General features: G+C 33.2%; 14 protein-coding genes. All 14 read right to left on the bottom strand.

Going from position 1 to position 17,478, the window contains the following annotated elements:
• Nucleotides 1–138 precede the first annotated feature (138 nt).
• Nucleotides 139–1,071, bottom strand: coding sequence for an ABC transporter permease (locus CDLVIII_RS05240; protein WP_009168387.1), 933 nt, complete (start codon nt 1,069–1,071; stop codon nt 139–141).
• Nucleotides 1,061–2,170 (bottom strand): ABC transporter permease, encoded by a 1,110-nt coding sequence (locus tag CDLVIII_RS05235; RefSeq protein ID WP_009168386.1) that lies wholly within the window; start codon nt 2,168–2,170, stop codon nt 1,061–1,063. Before CDLVIII_RS05235 ends, CDLVIII_RS05240 begins: the two co-directional genes overlap by 11 nt.
• Nucleotides 2,163–3,728 (bottom strand): ABC transporter ATP-binding protein, encoded by a 1,566-nt coding sequence (locus CDLVIII_RS05230; RefSeq protein WP_009168385.1) that lies wholly within the window; start codon nt 3,726–3,728, stop codon nt 2,163–2,165. Before CDLVIII_RS05230 ends, CDLVIII_RS05235 begins: the two co-directional genes overlap by 8 nt.
• 38 nt (nt 3,729–3,766) lie before the next feature.
• Nucleotides 3,767–4,900 carry a BMP family ABC transporter substrate-binding protein gene (locus tag CDLVIII_RS05225; RefSeq protein WP_009168384.1) on the bottom strand — a complete coding sequence of 378 codons (1,134 nt, stop codon included), beginning with the start codon at nt 4,898–4,900 and terminating at the stop codon, nt 3,767–3,769.
• Between the two features lie 36 nt (nt 4,901–4,936).
• Entirely contained in the window at nt 4,937–5,770 is an 834-nt protein-coding gene (locus tag CDLVIII_RS05220; protein ID WP_009168383.1) for a xanthine dehydrogenase family protein subunit M, read from the bottom strand.
• Nucleotides 5,764–6,240, bottom strand: coding sequence for a (2Fe-2S)-binding protein (locus CDLVIII_RS05215; RefSeq protein ID WP_009168382.1), 477 nt, complete (start codon nt 6,238–6,240; stop codon nt 5,764–5,766). Before CDLVIII_RS05215 ends, CDLVIII_RS05220 begins: the two co-directional genes overlap by 7 nt.
• Nucleotides 6,233–8,341, bottom strand: a complete 2,109-nt coding sequence (locus CDLVIII_RS05210) for a xanthine dehydrogenase family protein molybdopterin-binding subunit (RefSeq protein WP_009168381.1) — start codon at nt 8,339–8,341, stop codon at nt 6,233–6,235. The genes CDLVIII_RS05215 and CDLVIII_RS05210 overlap by 8 nt, the downstream gene beginning before the upstream one ends.
• Before the next feature lie 130 nt (nt 8,342–8,471).
• Nucleotides 8,472–9,557, bottom strand: coding sequence for a 4Fe-4S binding protein (locus tag CDLVIII_RS05205; RefSeq protein ID WP_009168380.1), 1,086 nt, complete (start codon nt 9,555–9,557; stop codon nt 8,472–8,474).
• 70 nt (nt 9,558–9,627) lie between these two features.
• Complete coding sequence (locus CDLVIII_RS05200; protein ID WP_009168379.1) at nt 9,628–10,923, bottom strand: amidohydrolase family protein; 1,296 nt, start codon at nt 10,921–10,923, stop codon at nt 9,628–9,630.
• Entirely contained in the window at nt 10,920–12,212 is a 1,293-nt protein-coding gene (locus CDLVIII_RS05195; RefSeq protein ID WP_009168378.1) for an amidohydrolase family protein, read from the bottom strand. Before CDLVIII_RS05195 ends, CDLVIII_RS05200 begins: the two co-directional genes overlap by 4 nt.
• Before the next feature lie 273 nt (nt 12,213–12,485).
• Nucleotides 12,486–13,064 (bottom strand): nucleotidyltransferase family protein, encoded by a 579-nt coding sequence (locus CDLVIII_RS05190; RefSeq protein WP_009168377.1) that lies wholly within the window; start codon nt 13,062–13,064, stop codon nt 12,486–12,488.
• A 36-nt stretch (nt 13,065–13,100) separates the two neighbouring features.
• Entirely contained in the window at nt 13,101–14,702 is a 1,602-nt protein-coding gene (locus tag CDLVIII_RS05185; RefSeq protein WP_009168376.1) for a D-aminoacylase, read from the bottom strand.
• 57 nt (nt 14,703–14,759) lie between these two features.
• A complete protein-coding gene (locus tag CDLVIII_RS05180; protein WP_009168375.1) occupies nt 14,760–15,950 on the bottom strand; it encodes a YgeY family selenium metabolism-linked hydrolase in 1,191 nt (396 codons plus the stop codon).
• A 17-nt stretch (nt 15,951–15,967) separates the two neighbouring features.
• Entirely contained in the window at nt 15,968–17,248 is a 1,281-nt protein-coding gene (gene guaD, locus CDLVIII_RS05175; RefSeq protein ID WP_009168374.1) for a guanine deaminase, read from the bottom strand.
• Between the last annotated feature and the right edge of the window lie 230 nt (nt 17,249–17,478).

The raw sequence follows: 17,478 nt of genomic DNA, 5'->3' as shown, positions 1-17,478 counted from the left end.
TTATGCAGTCTCGTAGAAAATTCTTCATTATCTTGACTTTTAAATTTGTTTTTTATCTTATCATAAATTCATTCAATATATGCCATTATATATGATAATGACATATATAAACTTTTTTCATTCATTACTAACTGACTTTTACCGATCTTCTCTAAAATATGGTTCTCCGAGAGCCTGTGGTGATGAGTTAAGATTATTTTTCTTTAATCCTCCTAAAACTAATACAATTATTGTAGCTGCATAAGGAAGCATAGCTATAAAGTATTGATTAACCTCTATTCCTGTTCCTTGTAGTCTTATGCCCAATATATCTAATCCACCAAATAAAATAGCTCCAAAAATTGCTTTTAATGGGTTCCATCCTATGAATATTACAAGCGCTACTGCAATCCAGCCTCTGCCTGCAGTTACATTTTCTGCCCATGAAGGTATGTAAACTAAAGATAAGAAACTGCCTCCAAGTCCACATAGTGCTCCACCAATCAATAAATTAGCATATTTATATAAGGAAACATTTATCCCTGCTGCATCTGCTGCATAAGGATTTTCACCAATCATCTTCATATTTAATCCATACTTTGTGAAGTTAAGATAAATAAAAATTACTATTGCACATAAATAACCGAAATATACAAATGCACTCTGATTAAACAACGCTGCTCCTATAAAAGGTATATCGCTTATTAAAGGTATCTTAGCAGGAGCTAAAGCATTTCTAAAATTATCTGACAATGTCTGCCCCACATAAGCCTTTCCAATAAAGCTGGAGAAGCCACTCCCAAATATGGCTAAGGCTAATCCAGTAACTACCTGGCTCGCTCTAAGAGATACAGTAAGAACTGCATATATAAGTGCTCCAACGGCGCCTAGTAATCCACTGCATAAAAATGCCAAAATAACATTTCCTGTGTTATATCCAATAATAAATCCGCCAATGGCACCCATGAGCATCATACCTTCAATTCCAAGGTTCAAATTTCCGACTTTTTCACCCAAAACACAGCCAAGTGTAGCAAATAATAAAGGTGTTCCTGCTATAACTGCAGATGATAAAAACAAACTAATTTCCATATGATTCACCTCTTTCAGTCATATTGGTTTCCATTTTAGATTTAGCTGAAACTTCAAACACTACCCTGTACTGCAAAAAGAATTGGCAGCCTAAGACACAAAATAGAATTGTAGATTGTATAATATCAGCTGCTGCCTGTGGTATTTGGAAGGCTGTCTGAATATATGAAGCTCCCTGTATTAAAACAGCAAATGCCACCGAAACCACAAATGTCCATATTGCATTAAGTCCCGAAAGCCAGGATACTATTATAGCTGTATTACCAACATTGGATGTTAATTGAATATTAAGTGTATTTGTAACAGCAGAAGCCTGTATTACTCCTGCAAGTCCTACTAAACCACCACTAATAAATGTAGTCAAAAGTATAACTTTTTTTACATTCATTCCAGCATATTTTGCAGTATTCTCACTTTCACCAAGTACTGATATTTCATAACCTTTCTTTGTGTAATTTAAAAATACATGTACCAAAAGAACTAAAACAAGTGCTATTATCCAGCCTATATGAATTCCAAATACTTTTGGCAAAACTGCATTATCACTGAAATTTGCAATCTTAGGAAAGCCAAGTGATGCTGGATCCTTCCAGCGTTGATATTGAAGATATGTGATCCACTTTAGGGCAATATAATTCAGCATTAAAGTAATAATAGTTTCGTTTGTCTTAAATTTCGCTTTTAATATTCCTGCTATTAAAGCCCATAAACCTCCACATAATATTCCTGTAACTATCATTATTGGTATTAATAAAACTCTAGGTAAATTTGTGAAATTTAAAGCTATAAGAGTTGCTCCAAATCCACCCATGAGCATCTGACCTTCTCCTCCAATATTCCAGAATTTCATCTTAAAAGCTATGCCTATACCTAAGCCTGCTATTACAAGAGGTATTGTCTTTACAATTGTTTCGCTGATTCTGTGTCCAGTACCAAAGGATCCACTTATCATTGATATATACACTTCAATCGGATTGTGACCCATAAATAAAATGAAAATACCAGTTAATACTAATGCAAGTAAAACTGCAAGTAATTGAAGGGATGCCTTTTTCTTTTTACTTAATTTTTTAGCTTTAACTATTCTCACCCTAATCATGTAAGTCTTCTCCTTTCTGAGATTGTATTTTTTCATTGCAATCCAAAGCAGCCTCTTCAATATGGCCTGCCATCATAAGTCCAATCTGCTCTTTAGTAGCATCTTTTCCATTTACAATGCCTATTAATTTGCCGCTGCATAAAACCATTATTCTATCACTTAATTCTAAAAGAACATCTAAATCTTCTCCTACAAATAGTATTGATACCCCTTTTTCCTTTTCTTTGTTTAAAAGATCATATATCTGATATGTAGCCCCAATATCCAAGCCTCTTACCGGGTAAGAAGTTATAAGCACATCGGGACTTATACTTATTTCCCTGCCTAATAATATTTTTTGAATATTTCCTCCTGATAATTGTTTTACTGGATGATCTATTCCTGGTGTTTTGATTTCTAACTGTTCAATCATATTCTTAGCTTTATTTTTTAATTCATCTCTTTTTAAAATAAGTCCTTTTTGCTCATAATATTTTCTTAGTAATAAATTATCAACAATCCCCATACTGCCAACTAATCCCATACCCAATCTATCTTCAGGTATGAGTCCCATTTTTATTCCCTTTTTATAGACTTCTCTTGGAGATTTATTGGTAATATCTTCACCTTTAAATAGGAGCCTGCCACTTTCAATTTTTTGCAATCCAAATAAAGCTTCGCAAAGTTCCTTCTGTCCACTTCCAGCAACTCCAGCGACTCCTAAAATTTCGCCTTCCTTCATGGAAAAGCTCACATCATCAATTACATTTATTCCTAAATTATTCTTAATTGAAATATTTTTTATATGGCATATTACATCATTCTTATTTGAAAATGCTTTATTTATTTTCAAATCACTTTTGTGCCCTACCATAAGTTCTGTTAATTCATTTATATTTGTATCAGCTATATTTAAGGTTTTTACATTTCTTCCTTTTCTCAAAACCGACACTTTATCACATAATTCCATTACCTCATGCAGTTTATGAGTTATTATTATGACTGAACACCCTTGTTCTTTCATCCTTCGAACTATGTTAAATAACCTGCTCACTTCTTGTGGCATTAACACTGCTGTAGGTTCATCTAATATTAAAATATTAGCTCCTTTATATAGTACTTTAATAATTTCCAGCATTTGCTTTTCCGCTATAGACATTTGATTTACTCTTTTGTTTAATTCTATTTGAAGATTATATCTTTCACATAAGTTTAAAATATTTTTATCTACTTCTTTATTTTTAGTAAAAAAGTTTCCCTTATTTCCTGCAACTATATTTTCTTTTGCTGTAAATCTCTCAACCAATTTAAAATGCTGGTGAACCATACCTATTCCATATTCTATGGATTCCTTTGGAGACTTAAACTGAACTTTACTTCCTCTTATAAAAATTGAACCACTATCAGGATTGTAAATTCCTGATAGCATGTTCATTAAAGTACTCTTTCCAGCCCCATTTTCTCCAAGGAGTGCATGAATTTCTCCACTTTGCACTTTCAGATCTACTTCTTCATTAGCTACTACAGATCCAAAAGTCTTTGTTATTTTGCTTAGTTCAACACTCACATATTGTTCCATAAGAGACCTTCTTTCCTTTCCTCATTATTATTTCAGCCTTATTTACTTATTTGACCATCTACTCCTTCTACAAGCCAGTCAAAACTTAACAATTGCTCATCTGTCATCTTTTGCCCTTCAGCTACTTTTACATTTCCGCTTTGATCTTTAATAGGTCCTGTAAATACATCCCAAGATTTATCTTTCATTTTAGCTTTAGCTTCATCAACTTTTGCTTGTGCTCCTTCTGGTGCATTCTTAGTTAATGGTGCTATATCAACTATTCCTGTATCTATGCCGCCCCAATAACTTTCTGATTTATATGTTCCATCCATTACTGATTTAACAGCTTGTACATAATAAGAACCCCAATTCCAAATAGCACTTGTCATATTGGTATTTGGTGCTGCCGCTGACATATCTAAATCAGATCCAATACATGCTACACCTTTTTCTTCAGCTGCCTGCTGAGCCGCTGTTGTATCTTGATATTGTCCAAGCACATCAACACCCTGATCAAGTAATGATACAGCTGCTTCTTTTTCTTTTGCTGGGTCATACCAAGTATTAGTCCAAGTTACTTTTACAACTGCATTAGGGTTTACTGATCTTACTCCAAGAGTAAATGCATTTACTGCTCTAACTACTTCCGGAATTGAAAATGCTGCTACATAGCCAATTTTGCCTGTCTTACTCTTCATACCTGCAATAATTCCAGTAAGGTATCTGCCTTGATATTCTCTACCAAAGTATGTGCTCATATTATCAGCAGTCTTTACTCCTGAACAATGGAAGAACTTAACATCTGGATGATCCTTTGCTACCTTTAAAATGTAATCCCCATATCCAAATGAAGTTGCGAAAATGATTTTGGCTCCTTGGTCAATCATGTCATTAGCTACTTTTTCTACTTCCTGACCTTCTGGTACTGATTCTTTAACTATGGTTTCAACATTAGGAAGTTGTTGTTCTAAATACTTACGTCCATTATCATGTGCCTGGCTATAGCCTCCATCTGTAGCTGATCCAACATAAATGAAGCCTACTTTTAATTTGTCCCCTGAAGCCTCTGTCTTCGCCTTTCCATCATCCTTAGCACCTTGTGTAGTTGAACCACATCCAACTAGCAGCATAGTAGAGCAAGCTACTGCACTAAGTATTTTAAATAATTTTCTTTTGATACTCTTATTCATAAATATTTCCCCCTTTAAATTTATTTGATTTTGTATTTATGTTAAAAAATATTGAATAAGCCTTAATGCTACTTTCTTTCTATAAGCTGCTGTAGATCTTTGATCACTAATAGGAGTCACTTTTTCTGAGTAAGCTTTTATTATCTCATCCAATTTCACTTGTATTTCCTTTAAATCATTTCCTAGCATTAATTTTTCTGCATCTTTAACTCTAACTACTGTTGCACTTACTGATCCCAGCGCAATCCTTATATCTCTTATTTTTTTGTCCTCTATTTTTGCAAGTCCTACAAAGGATAATTTTGATATGGCTGAAGCTTTTCTAGCTCCAACCTTTTCATAATGAGTTTTATTAAACTCCAACTTTGGTATGATTATGCTTTCCAAAAGCTCATCTTTATTAAGAGCAATCTTCCTTGGTCCTAATATAAAATCTTCTATATTAACTTTTCTTGAAGAACTTTCACTAGTTAACTTAAGTTTTGCATCCAACGCATATAGGATTGGCAGAGTATCTCCAGCAGGAGATGCATTACATATATTTCCCCCAATAGTTCCCATGTTTCTTATGGCTGGTGATGCTATCTGTCTTATAGCTTCTTTTAATATTTCTGGAACTTCCTCCTCTCTTAAAAGAGAGGATAATGTACATGCTGTTCCTATTTCTACAGCTGACGCTGATTTTTTAACTTCCTTTAATTTTTCTAAATTTCCTATATAAAGCAGGTCTTTATTGAATTTTGGAAGAAGCGACGCAGTGTTTTTGTTCCTAACCATTAGATCAGTTCCACCAGCGTAAATCATCACGTCTTTCTCCTTCAGTATTTCTAATGCTTCTTTAAAAGTGCGTGGATAATATCCTTCTACCATAAGCCATCACCTCTCTCGGCTGCCATAAGTATTCCATTTATTATCATGTTATAACCTGTACATCTGCATAGATTTCCTGATATGCCTTCTCTTACGTCAGCTTCTGTTGGCTTAGGAAGCTTAGACAATAATGCATGTGCTGCCATTATCATTCCTGGTGTACAAAATCCACATTGTACTGCTCCTGCTTCTGCAAAGCATTTCTCTAATACTTCAAACTGTTTTGTTCCTGCCAGGCCTTCAATAGTTATAATTTCTTTCCCTTGAACAGAACCAATCGTAACTAGACAGGAATTAACTAATTCCTTATCTATGATTACAGCACAAGCCCCACATTCACCTTCTCCACAGCCTTCTTTAGGTCCTGTTATATCTAAGTCTTCTCTTAAGAAGTCTAAGAGTCTTTTAGTATTAGCTTCCTCTGTAGTAATGGTCTTATTATTTATTTTCAAAGTAATTGCTTTACCCATTTGTTATCGCCTCCATTATCCATTCTGGAGTTACAGGTAATCTATTAACCTTTACTCCTAAGGCATTTTCAATTGCATTTGCATAAGCTGGTGCTGTTCCTACCAATGTCAATTCTCCTGCTCCTTTAGCCCCAAATGGTCCAAGATCACAAGGATTATCTACTAATTCATTTTTAACATTTACAACATCTTTAGCAGTTGGAATAATATAATCCGTTATACTGTGCTGCTTTATCTTTCCTGTTTCGTCACATTCCATGTTTTCACAAGAACCATACCCAAGTCCTTGTATAACTCCACCTTGTATCTGACCTTCCATTATGGTCTCATCAATTGGAATTCCAACATCAAATACTGTGTATATTCCTATAACCTCTGTAACAGCAGTTATAGTATTAACTTGAACTTCTACCACATTTATTCCCCATGAATAGCTAGGATATGCATCTCCATTAAATTTCGTAATATTCCAAGGTATTAAATCTGGATGTTTATAATTTTCTTCTATTAACTGTTCTTCTCCTCGAATCCAGCTTTCCTTAAGCCTTATTGCCGCTCTCTCAAGCAATTTCCCAACTACCATAATTGATCGTGAAGCTACTGTTGGGCCTGAATCTGGAACTCTATCTGTATCGGGATTCTCGTATATTATTTTCTGGTAATCAAGGTTAAGTACTTTTGCTACAATTTTCTTAAAAGTAGTTTGAAGCCCTTGTCCCATATCTGTATTAGCTACTAAAATTTCTACATCATCATTCTTGTGCTTTAAAAGTTTAACTTTAGCTTTAATAAAGTCTCTTTCGCCACTTCCAGTAAAACCACAGCCATGCAAAAATACTGACATTCCAATTCCTTTTCTCATAATGCCCTGCTCTTTAGAATACTTTTCATACTTTTGGCTAAAGCCGCTTAACCTCTCAGCTTTTTGAAGCATTTCTTCAAGCTTCACGTCATAAGTAAATTTTCCACCTGTACATGTGTCATCACCAGTTTTTACAAAATACTTATGCTTTAATTCCAATGGTGTACATCCTATTTCTTTTGCTATATGAGCCATATGTGTTTCAATTCCAAAGATGCTCTGTGGACCTCCAAAGCCCCTGAAGGCTCCTGTAGGTACAGTATTAGTTCTAACTACACGTCCCTTAACCCTGACATTTGGTATTTTATAAACTCCTATTGCAGCTAACAAAGCCCTTTGCAGTACAACTCCAGATACTGTCGCATAAGCGCCACCATTTAATATGATCTCTACATCCATTCCAATTATTTTATTATCTTTATCAAAAACTGTTTTATAAGTTAACAATGCCGGATGCCTTTTGGTAGTAAATGACATATCCTCAATTCTATCTAAAATTAATCTCACCGGCTTTTTAATTTTATAAGCAGCTACTGCAACTTGTGCTCCTAGTAGAGAAGGATAATCTTCCTTACCTCCAAACCCGCCTCCAGTTGTAGTTTGAACAATTCTAGCCATATCTTCTTCGCAGCCTAATGCTTGTACCACTGCTCCCTTAACATAATATGGACATTGCATAGTCCCATACACAGAAATCTTTCCATCTTCATAAGTTCCTACTAATCCTTGAGTCTCTAAATAAGCTTGTTCTTGGTATCCTGTATAAAATTCTTCTTCAATAATTCTTGAAGACTCTTTAATTACTTCTTCTATATCTCCCTTTTCATATTCATACTTATCAATTATGTCTTTAGAATTTTTCATATCAAAAACAGGAGTGACTTCTTCATATTCAACCTTAATAGCTTTTAAAACATTAATTATTTCTTCAAGTTCAGGACCTACTACTAAAAGTATAGGCTCCCCTATATAATTCACTTCTTTATCTGAAAAAACCGGCATATCATTTTGAATTATCTTTACCTTATTTACTCCTGGGACGTCTTTTGCCTCAACAATATAATATCCATCCTTTAATTCTGGAATAATGATATTCTTTATGACTGCTTTAGCTTTTTCTGAACGCAATGTTTTGGCATATAAACTGTCTTTAAATTTAATATCTGCTATATATTTAGCACTTCCATCCACCTTAATTTTATGATCAGCTTTTATAACTGACTTTCTTATATCATCCATAAGCCAAATCCTCCAATTAGCAATTGACAATTAACAGTTAATGATGAAATTTCTTTACGGAATTTCTCACAAAAATCATTTATTTTATTGTGCCTTATACTCTTATACCTTTATAATTTGCAATTAACCCTTAAAACACATTTTGAATTGCCTTCTTTGGACATCTTGATTCACATAGTCCGCAACCAAAACATTTACTTGTATCTACCGTTACTTTATTTTCCTGAGTACTGATTGCAAAATATGGACAGGCATTTTCACATAATTTACAATTAACACATTTATCATAATTAATTGTTGGATAAATAGGGTCGTATTTTACATTACCAGTTTGCAATTCAGTATTTAGCACTTCCTCTACAGAGTTAAATCCAAACTTCTCTAATGCACTTGGAAGTTCATCAATTATCTTCTTATATAAATCTTTCCCTTTAAGCATTGCAGCAGATAGCATTTGAACCGCACTAGCTCCAGCAAGTAAGAATTCTATGACATCTTCTGCACTGGCTATTCCTCCAACCCCTATGATTTCACATTGTGGCACCGCTTTCTTAATCTTATGAATCAGAGCTAGTGCTATTGGTTTTATTGCTGGTCCTGAAGTCCATACTTCGCCTTCCTTATTCCCTAGCAAAACCTGTCTAGCCGCTGCATCAATCTTCATGCTTGGCCCTAAGGAGTTAATAGCTACAACTCCATTTCCTCCATTTTCTATGACCATTTTTGCAAATCCAACTGGATCTGGTATATGAGGACTCATTTTCATATAAACTGGCTTCTTCGTATGCTTTCTTATGGTCATTAAGGTTTCTTTTATTGTTGTTAAATCCTTACCCACATAATGAGTGGAAATTTCAAAAGCATCTGCAAATTTATCAAGTTTAGGTATTAGATTATCCATGTCCTCTTTTGAATACCCAACGCTTACGAATAACGGCTTCTTTATTTCTGCCTTTATCTCTGGAAGAAACTTATCTATCCATAGTTCTGGATTATATTCTGACCACAATTCAGCATTCATGATGAAGTTTTGTCCTCCAAATATGCATGGTCTAACTACTTCTGCACCTTTGCTGGATATTGTTTTTGTAACAATTCCTCCAACTCCAAAATTTGATATTATCTTCATTTTTTCACTATCACCAACTAATGGTCCTGACGCTGGCATCAGCGGATTTTCAAAATTTATTCCACTTAGGCTTGTATTTAAATTCATATTATTTCTCCTTATCTTCAATAAACATATTGCTTTCTTTTGTATCCCTGGAGCATAATTATCAAAATTGTTATTTAGTACTTTTTTGAGTCTTACTCCAAACTTCTTTAGCTATTTTTCTTGCTTCTGCGTATATCTTTTCTTCGTCTTCCAATAGTTTATAGTCTTTTAATTTAATCTTTCCGTTGCACCAGACATTTTTAGGCTTAAAATTATCCAACATTCCATAGAAAAAATGTCCAAATAGATTATCCTCATTCATTGGTGTAGGCGCATTATATTCTAAAGTTAAAAAATCCGCTTCGTATCCTTGTTCAATTTTTCCAAGCTTACAGTTTAAAATCTTGCCTGCATATTCATAATTATTTTCTATAACCTTTTTAAGATTATTCAGTGAGTATGCTGTAGGACTTTTATATTTTAGATGCATACCAAACAATAGATTTAACATTTCTCTAGTTAGATTGAATCCTAATCCATCATTACCTAAAATGCATTTTATATTTCTCTTTTCAAGCTCTAATACATCTGCAAGTCCTACTGCATTATTAAGGTTAGAAGTTGGGTTTAAAGCCACATAGATTTTGTGCTTTGCTAGAATATCCATATCTTTCTCCGTCAAATATATACAATGAGATAAAATTGAATTTTCTCTAAGCAGTCCATATTCTTCTAATCTTTCAATTGGAGTCTTATTATACTTTTTGATGCTGTCTATATTATCTTCATCACTTTCTGCAACATGTATATGAATTGGCATTCCTTCACTTTCTTTTGCTATCTTCTTTAAAGCTTCATCACTTAAGGTTAAACAGGCATGCATTCCAAACAATCCTCTTTCCATGTTTGTGATATTTTTGCCAAACTCTAAATTTTCCTCAATACATTCATCTATAGGAAATCTTTCACTACTCTCAAAACAGAATACTCCTCTTATTCCCAAGTAATCACATAGAGCTCTTTTTAATAAATTTAAACTTCCTCTGATTTTTCCACTGGCATGATGATCAACTACAGTTGTGATTCCATTTTTTATAAATTCCATTCCACTTACAATTCCACTATAATAAATATCTTTTTCTTCAAGAACTCCATCTAGCTTCCACCACATCTGCTCTAAGAGTTCCACAAAATTTTTAGGATTAAACTCTGTAATCCAGCCTCTAGCAAAAGTCGAATATATATGGCTGTGACAATTCACAAATCCAGGCATTACAATCTGATTGTTACAATCAAAAACTTCATCTGCTCCTTTAAAATTTTCCATCGAACCAATTTCTATTATCTGTTTATTAAACAGCACATAAGAATTTTCTTTTAAAGAATCATAATTGAATATCCTAGCATTTATTAACGCCTTAATCATATTTCTAACCTCCTTGCTAGATATTGACCTTGTCCTCCCAAAAATTTTCCTTCTTTAACTATGAATTTTCCTTTAGAAATCGTTGCAGTTATTTCCCCCTTTAAAACTTCGCCATTATATACAGAGTTATCATCAACTACTCTTGTTATTTTATTTGGATCAAAGATTACTATATCTCCATCACTGCCTGGCATTAATAATCCCTTTTTAGGATATAAGCCATGTATTTTTGAAGGCTCTGCTGTAAACTTAGGGATTATATCTTCTCCAAAAAGAGTAAACATATTTAGGAACGAATATTTCACTCCATCAATGCCCATAGGAATTTCACTTGTATATTTCTTATTTTTTAACCTTTTTGGATATGGACAATGGTCCGTACCTATTACATCAATTGCATCTATGTTATTAATCAGCTTTACTCTCTCTTCTTCACTTCTTAGTGGAGGAGTCATAGTATATAAATATCCATCTTCTTTTTCATATAATAAGGAATTAAATTTAAAGTAATGAGGTGCACTTTCTAATATTATTGATGAATGTAATTGCTTAGAATAGATTTCTTTTATTCTTTCAAGGGTTGTCCCGCAATTAGTATGAACTATATATAGAAGACCATCCCTATATCGTGCCATTTCAGCAAGTTTTAAGACTTCAGTAATTTCTGAAATTGCAGGTCTTGAACTTTCATGATCTTTTACTAAAACATTTTTCTCTTTTATCATGTCATTGTTTTCCGCATGAACTAATATTCTCACTTTAGCTTGTTTAGAATATTTAAGCAGCTCATCGATATAATAATCTTTTGTCTGCCTATTAGTTGAAGCATAGGTTGTAAATAGTTTTACAGTTGGCATTCCAAGCAGGCAGCTTTTATTTAAAAGATCTCTGACCTCTCCTTCTGGATTTCCAAGAGTCACATGAAATCCATAATCTATTACACTCTTTTTAGCAAGTTCATATCTGTTATTAAAAGCTTCATCCAATTGACTAACATCTTTAATTGGATCTAAAAAATCTATAAATGTTGTTATTCCTCCCATTGCAGCTTTCTTAGATCCACTAAAGAAATCATCTTCCGATACATTGGCTTTAGCTCCTAAATTAAAATGTACATGTGCATCTATAAAACCTGGCAATACCATTTTCCCTTTTGCATCATATTTTTCTGTGCTTTCCAAATCAGATTTTGTTATGGTATCTATCACTCCATTTTTTATATAGAGATTACTTTGAGTAAAACTTCCATTTAAATATAATCGTCCATTTAATATTCCTAAATCAAACAATAATATCTCCTCCTTCCTATATTTAATTTTAATATTTGGTAATATAACTTATTACTTTTAATCTATATTTTCAACTGACTTTAAGCAGCAAAATTTCGAATTTTTATGATGTAACTTGAAATTTCCAATACCTATGTATATGCAAAAAGAGGCCTCATTTCCAATTTCAGAAATAAGACCTCTTTGTCCGTTTAATTTAAATTAATTTTTTTACTTTTATTAAAAATTATATATCTTTATTAACACAAAAGTCAATAATATTAAAAAATCTTTTCAATATGATTTTTTTATTAGAGTTTCTTTTACAGATTCATAATCCTCATCAGTGTCAACATCCATTAAAATTCCTATGTCATCTATATTTAAATATGAGCATTTCTTTTTACTTAAATATATTTTTAAATTAGAACCTTCATCTTCAGCTAATATATCATTTATAAGTGAGCTGCTTAACAAAATTGGATGTCCGCCTTTGTTATTATAACTCGGAATAACTATGTCATTTTTCTCTTTTATTATTTTTTTAACTACCTCTTTACTTATTAACGGATAATCTCCAGGAGTAAGCAAAAATCTATCCTGAGTAACACTTCGTATTCCCTTTTTTACAGAGCTAAACATTCCTTTATGAAATTCTTCATTATATACTACTTTTACCTTAGCATAGCCTTCAACTAACTTGTTTATCTTTTCGTTTTTGTAGCCGCTGACTACTATTATTTTATCGCATTCATCATATAAAGACTCTATGCACCTTTGTAATATCGCCTTTTTATTAATTTCCAGTTCCATTTTAAAGGCATTAGCCCTGCTTGAATATCCAGCTGCAAGTATAACTCCATCTACACCCATATAAATTCTTCTTTCCTCATGTTTTGTGCCAATTTACTAGTTTTCATTTATTTGCTTTATAAGTGTTCCATAATTTCCTTGTGAGTATTCACCATTTTTTATAACAATATTTCCATTCACAATCACATAAGATATACCTTCTGGATATTGTTCTGGTTCTATGAACGTTCCCTTATCTATTATCTCGTCTTTATTAAAAATGACTATATCTGCTTTAAAGCCTGGTGAAATATATCCTCTATCTTTTATTCCAATTGTCTCTGCAGCCTTATAAGTCATTTTATACACTGCTTCTTCTAAGGATAGGGCTTTAAGTTCTCTTACATATCTTCCAAGACCTCTTGGAAAAGCACCATATACTCTTGGGTGCGGCTTCCCTCCAAGCAATCCATCTGTACAAAAATTTTGTTCTTTTCTCTTCATGAATTTAATTACAAGTTCCTCAGAACCATAATAATCAATCATACCTACAGCATTTTCTTCCTCAATCAATAAATCTAAAGTTGCTTCTACTGGATCTTTTCCTCTCATTTCACCTAGTTCTTTTAAGTTCTTGCCTATCACATTTTTGTTTTTATCAGTTTTTACTGAAGTAATGTATATTCCATCAATGCCTGCAAATTCAACGAAATTATCCCAGTTGCAGTTAGTCTCGTAGATTTCTTCTATTATCTTAGGTCTCAACTCTTCTGATTTGATTCTCTCAAGCATTTTGTTAGTTCCACCGCTGTGAACCCAAGGTGGAATTATAACACTTAACATAGTGCTTCCAGCTTCATAAGGATATTGATCAAAGGATATCTTAACGCCGTCTTTCTCTGCTTCTTCCATAAGTGAAATTATTTCCTCTGCTTTATCCCAGTTATTCTTCCCACATATCTTAAAATGAGAAAAGTGTATTTTCACTTTACTTTCTCTTCCTATTCTGATTATCTCTTTCATAGAATCTATGATTTCATTTGCTTCGCTTCTCTGATGTACCACGAAAATCTTATTATATTCTGCAACCACCTTGCAAAGTTCAATTAATTCTTCTGTATCACCATAAGCACATGGAATATATATGAGACCTGAAGATAATCCAGCTGCCCCTGCTTCAAGCTCTCTTCTTAAAATCCTCTTCATGTTTTCAAGCTCCTCTTTACCTGCTTTATCAGCTGAAAGCCCCATTGCTTCCATTCTGATATTACCATGAGGAACAAGATAACATATATTAGATGTGAGACCTTTAGTTTCAATTTCATGAAAATAATCCGTAACAGTTTCATAATTCCATGAAATATCATCGCTGTCCCCTTCAAGTCCGCTTAAATTTTTTCTCCAGTCCTTAATATATTTCTTAGGTAAAGGTGCCATTGATATACCATCCTGCCCTAAAACCTCAGTGGTTATTCCCTGATATATTTTAGGTCTAATGTCTCTGTCACTTAGTATCTTCAGGTCAGAATGACTGTGAGTATCAATAAATCCTGGTGCTACAACCTGCCCTTTAGCATCTAGTATATACTTCATTTCTTCTTTTTTATTACTTAACTCTCCGATTTCTTTAATTACAGAATCTTCTATTATAATATCTCCAACATACGCCTGCTTTTTACTTCCATCAACTATAGTTCCATTACTTATCATCCACTGCATTTTTATAACCCTTCCTTTCTCGAAGCACAAAATGTCATGAAACCATTCCCCTAAGGCTTATGATTCTAAGCCTAATAATGTCTCCATTATTTTGTAATAGCCCTCACATGCACCTGCAAGCTGCTCTATTTCAATATATTCATCTATAGTATGGGCTATATTTTCTTTTGATGGACCAAAGCCTATAGTCTTTATATTAGCTTCTCCTGCGTAGTGGCTTCCATTAGTGCAGAAGGAATAGTTAGTTATCTTAGAATCTAATCCTATATTTTTTAAACCTTCAAAGGTTTTTTGTACGAAAGTTTCCTCCTCTTTATAGCACCAGGCTGGGAAAAATCTTTCTCCTTCAATGAATTCTCCTGTATGACATTTTTCAGTTCCCTTAGCATAAGAAACTTTGTAATCTATATTAGGGAATTCCTTTTTCAGCTCTTCAAGTAATTTTACAATAGGTTCTAAAACACCTTCTTTAGTCTCTCCAACTAATAATCTTCTATCATAAGTCACCTTACAATAGCTTGGAACAACTGATGCTCCTGGATAAGGTGAAGATTTGATATCAGTAAGCTCTAAAATTCCTTTTCCTAAAAATTCATCTTCCTCATATTGGATTTCCTGAAGCTTATTTATGACTTTAGCCATACTATAAACTGCATTAATTCCCTTTTCCGGATTAGCAGAATGAGCTGGAACGCCAAAGGTCTCTACTACAATTTCAGCGCGCCCGCGTTGTCCTATTTTTAAATTTAACTCCGAAGCTTCACCTATAACCACATAGTTAGGTTTAACAAGCTCACTTATATTCCTTGCTGCAACTCCTTCAAAGCACTCTTCATGAACAACTCCTGCAATATATATTTCCCCTGGAAATTCTCTATTAGTGTCCTTCGTAAAATATTCTGCTGCTGTTATCATAGCTGATAAAGAGCCCTTCATATCTGAAGTACCTCTTCCATAAATCTTGTCATCACATATCTCCGCTCCAAAAGGATCATGCTTCCATTCTTCCAAATTTCCCACTGGAACTGTATCTATATGAGCATCGAAAAGTACTTTATTACCTGGTCTATTTCCTTTTATTTTTCCAACTATGCTTCCATATTTATCTACAATAACTTCATCAAAACCTGCATTTTTCATGTTTTCTTCAATGCATTTAACTACATTTCCTTCATTTCCAGAATAACTTTCTATCTTTATAACATCCTGACAAAGCTTTATTAGCTTTTCTTTTTTCTCCTTATCCATATAAAACTACCTCTTTCCTATATTTCTCTTCCACATACATACCTTTTAATTATGTTTCTCTTATCACCTAAATAAACTAACTTTTCTAATCTTTCTTCTATATTTCCTTTATTAACCTTCCATAAGCTGTCATCATCTATTATTAACGCATCAAATTCATAACTCTTTTCAAAACTTCCAACATTCCCAAAAAAGCTTCCTCCGCCTTTCGTTGCCAAGTAAAAAACCTCTGGAAGTGTTAACGCTTTTTCTTCTTCCTTAAAGCATACAGCCCTCATTTTTGACAAACTAACTGCTGATTTCATAACAGAAAGCAGGCTTAAGCTTTCTCCTCCAGCTATATCTGAGCCGAGTCCGATTTTAACTTTTTTCTTCCTAAGCAATGTATTTATAGGTGCTATTCCACTAGATATATTTACATTAGAAGTTGGACAATGTGCTATAGTTACATTATTATCCTCAATTGCATTTATCTCATCCTCTGTTAAATATACACAGTGAGCCATTATTGTTTTGGTCTGCCCAAAGAGATTAAACTTATCATAAACCTCACCATAATTTTTACATTCAGGATGCAATTCTTTTACCCACTCAATCTCTGATAAATTTTCAGATAAATGTGATTGTACCGGCATAGATTTACTTACTGCTATACTTCCTAATTCTTTCATTAAATGGCCTGTACAGCTCGGAACAAATCTAGGAGTAATTATTGGTTTTACATACTTATACTTCTTGCTGGAATTCTCTATCCACTTTATAGTAGCTTCAACAGATTCATCACTATTTTCCTTTAGCGACTCTGGACAATTTCTATCCATATTCACTTTTCCAACATAGGCTTCTATTCCTTTTTCTTCAAGGAGTTTCATCAAAATCTCTGTAGATTCAGAATGAATAGTTGCAAAAATAACTGCTCTTGTAGTTCCTTCTTCATATAATTCATCAACAAATTCTTTATACACCTTTTCAGCATAGACCTTATCTATGAATTTTGCTTCTTCTGGGAAAGTATAGGTTTCAAGCCAAGGCAAAAGCTCCTTATCGTATCCAATTCCTTTTATAGCAAATTGAGAAGCATGGGTATGCAAGTCTATAAATCCCGGAATTATTAATTTATCTCCATAATCTTCAACTTGCACATCTTTAAATTCCTCAGGCAATTTTTCATAAGTACCATCAATAATGCCATCCTTAACTATAATAAATCCCTTTTCAACCACATTAAACGAATCACTATTTTCAGTATATATAATATTTCCTTTTAATATTTTTATATTCTTTTCTAGGTCTCTCATACTCTCCCCCCCTTAGTCAGTTCACAGTTTGCAGTTTACATTTAGGTACGAAAATTTTTTAACTTTTCTTTATTGTTGCTATTTGTGCTCTTCCTTCAATTTGAATTAGAATTATAACATAGATGTTGTGACTTTATTTAATTTAAAGATTATTGAGCTCTTAATAGAAGTAATATATAACTTTACTTTTTGTTTTTTTGTGTATTGCACTAGAAATTTCATACATTTTT

This window comes from Clostridium sp. DL-VIII, from assembly GCF_000230835.1.
GTDB lineage: Bacteria > Bacillota > Clostridia > Clostridiales > Clostridiaceae > Clostridium.
This window is presented reverse-complemented; position numbering and strand designations above follow the sequence as displayed.

Excerpts from the sequence above, each read along its gene's own strand:
- CDLVIII_RS05240 (WP_009168387.1), bottom strand. The coding sequence starts at position 1,071 with ATGGAAATTAGTTTGTTTTTATCATCTGCAGTTATAGCAGGAACACCT.
- CDLVIII_RS05235 (WP_009168386.1), bottom strand. The coding sequence starts at position 2,170 with ATGATTAGGGTGAGAATAGTTAAAGCTAAAAAATTAAGTAAAAAGAAA.
- CDLVIII_RS05230 (WP_009168385.1), bottom strand. The coding sequence starts at position 3,728 with ATGGAACAATATGTGAGTGTTGAACTAAGCAAAATAACAAAGACTTTT.
- CDLVIII_RS05225 (WP_009168384.1), bottom strand. The coding sequence starts at position 4,900 with ATGAATAAGAGTATCAAAAGAAAATTATTTAAAATACTTAGTGCAGTA.
- CDLVIII_RS05220 (WP_009168383.1), bottom strand. The coding sequence starts at position 5,770 with ATGGTAGAAGGATATTATCCACGCACTTTTAAAGAAGCATTAGAAATA.
- CDLVIII_RS05215 (WP_009168382.1), bottom strand. The coding sequence starts at position 6,240 with ATGGGTAAAGCAATTACTTTGAAAATAAATAATAAGACCATTACTACA.
- CDLVIII_RS05210 (WP_009168381.1), bottom strand. The coding sequence starts at position 8,341 with ATGGATGATATAAGAAAGTCAGTTATAAAAGCTGATCATAAAATTAAG.
- CDLVIII_RS05205 (WP_009168380.1), bottom strand. The coding sequence starts at position 9,557 with ATGAATTTAAATACAAGCCTAAGTGGAATAAATTTTGAAAATCCGCTG.
- CDLVIII_RS05200 (WP_009168379.1), bottom strand. The coding sequence starts at position 10,923 with ATGATTAAGGCGTTAATAAATGCTAGGATATTCAATTATGATTCTTTA.
- CDLVIII_RS05190 (WP_009168377.1), bottom strand. The coding sequence starts at position 13,064 with ATGGGTGTAGATGGAGTTATACTTGCAGCTGGATATTCAAGCAGGGCT.
- CDLVIII_RS05185 (WP_009168376.1), bottom strand. The coding sequence starts at position 14,702 with ATGCAGTGGATGATAAGTAATGGAACTATAGTTGATGGAAGTAAAAAG.
- CDLVIII_RS05180 (WP_009168375.1), bottom strand. The coding sequence starts at position 15,950 with ATGGATAAGGAGAAAAAAGAAAAGCTAATAAAGCTTTGTCAGGATGTT.
- guaD (WP_009168374.1), bottom strand. The coding sequence starts at position 17,248 with ATGAGAGACCTAGAAAAGAATATAAAAATATTAAAAGGAAATATTATA.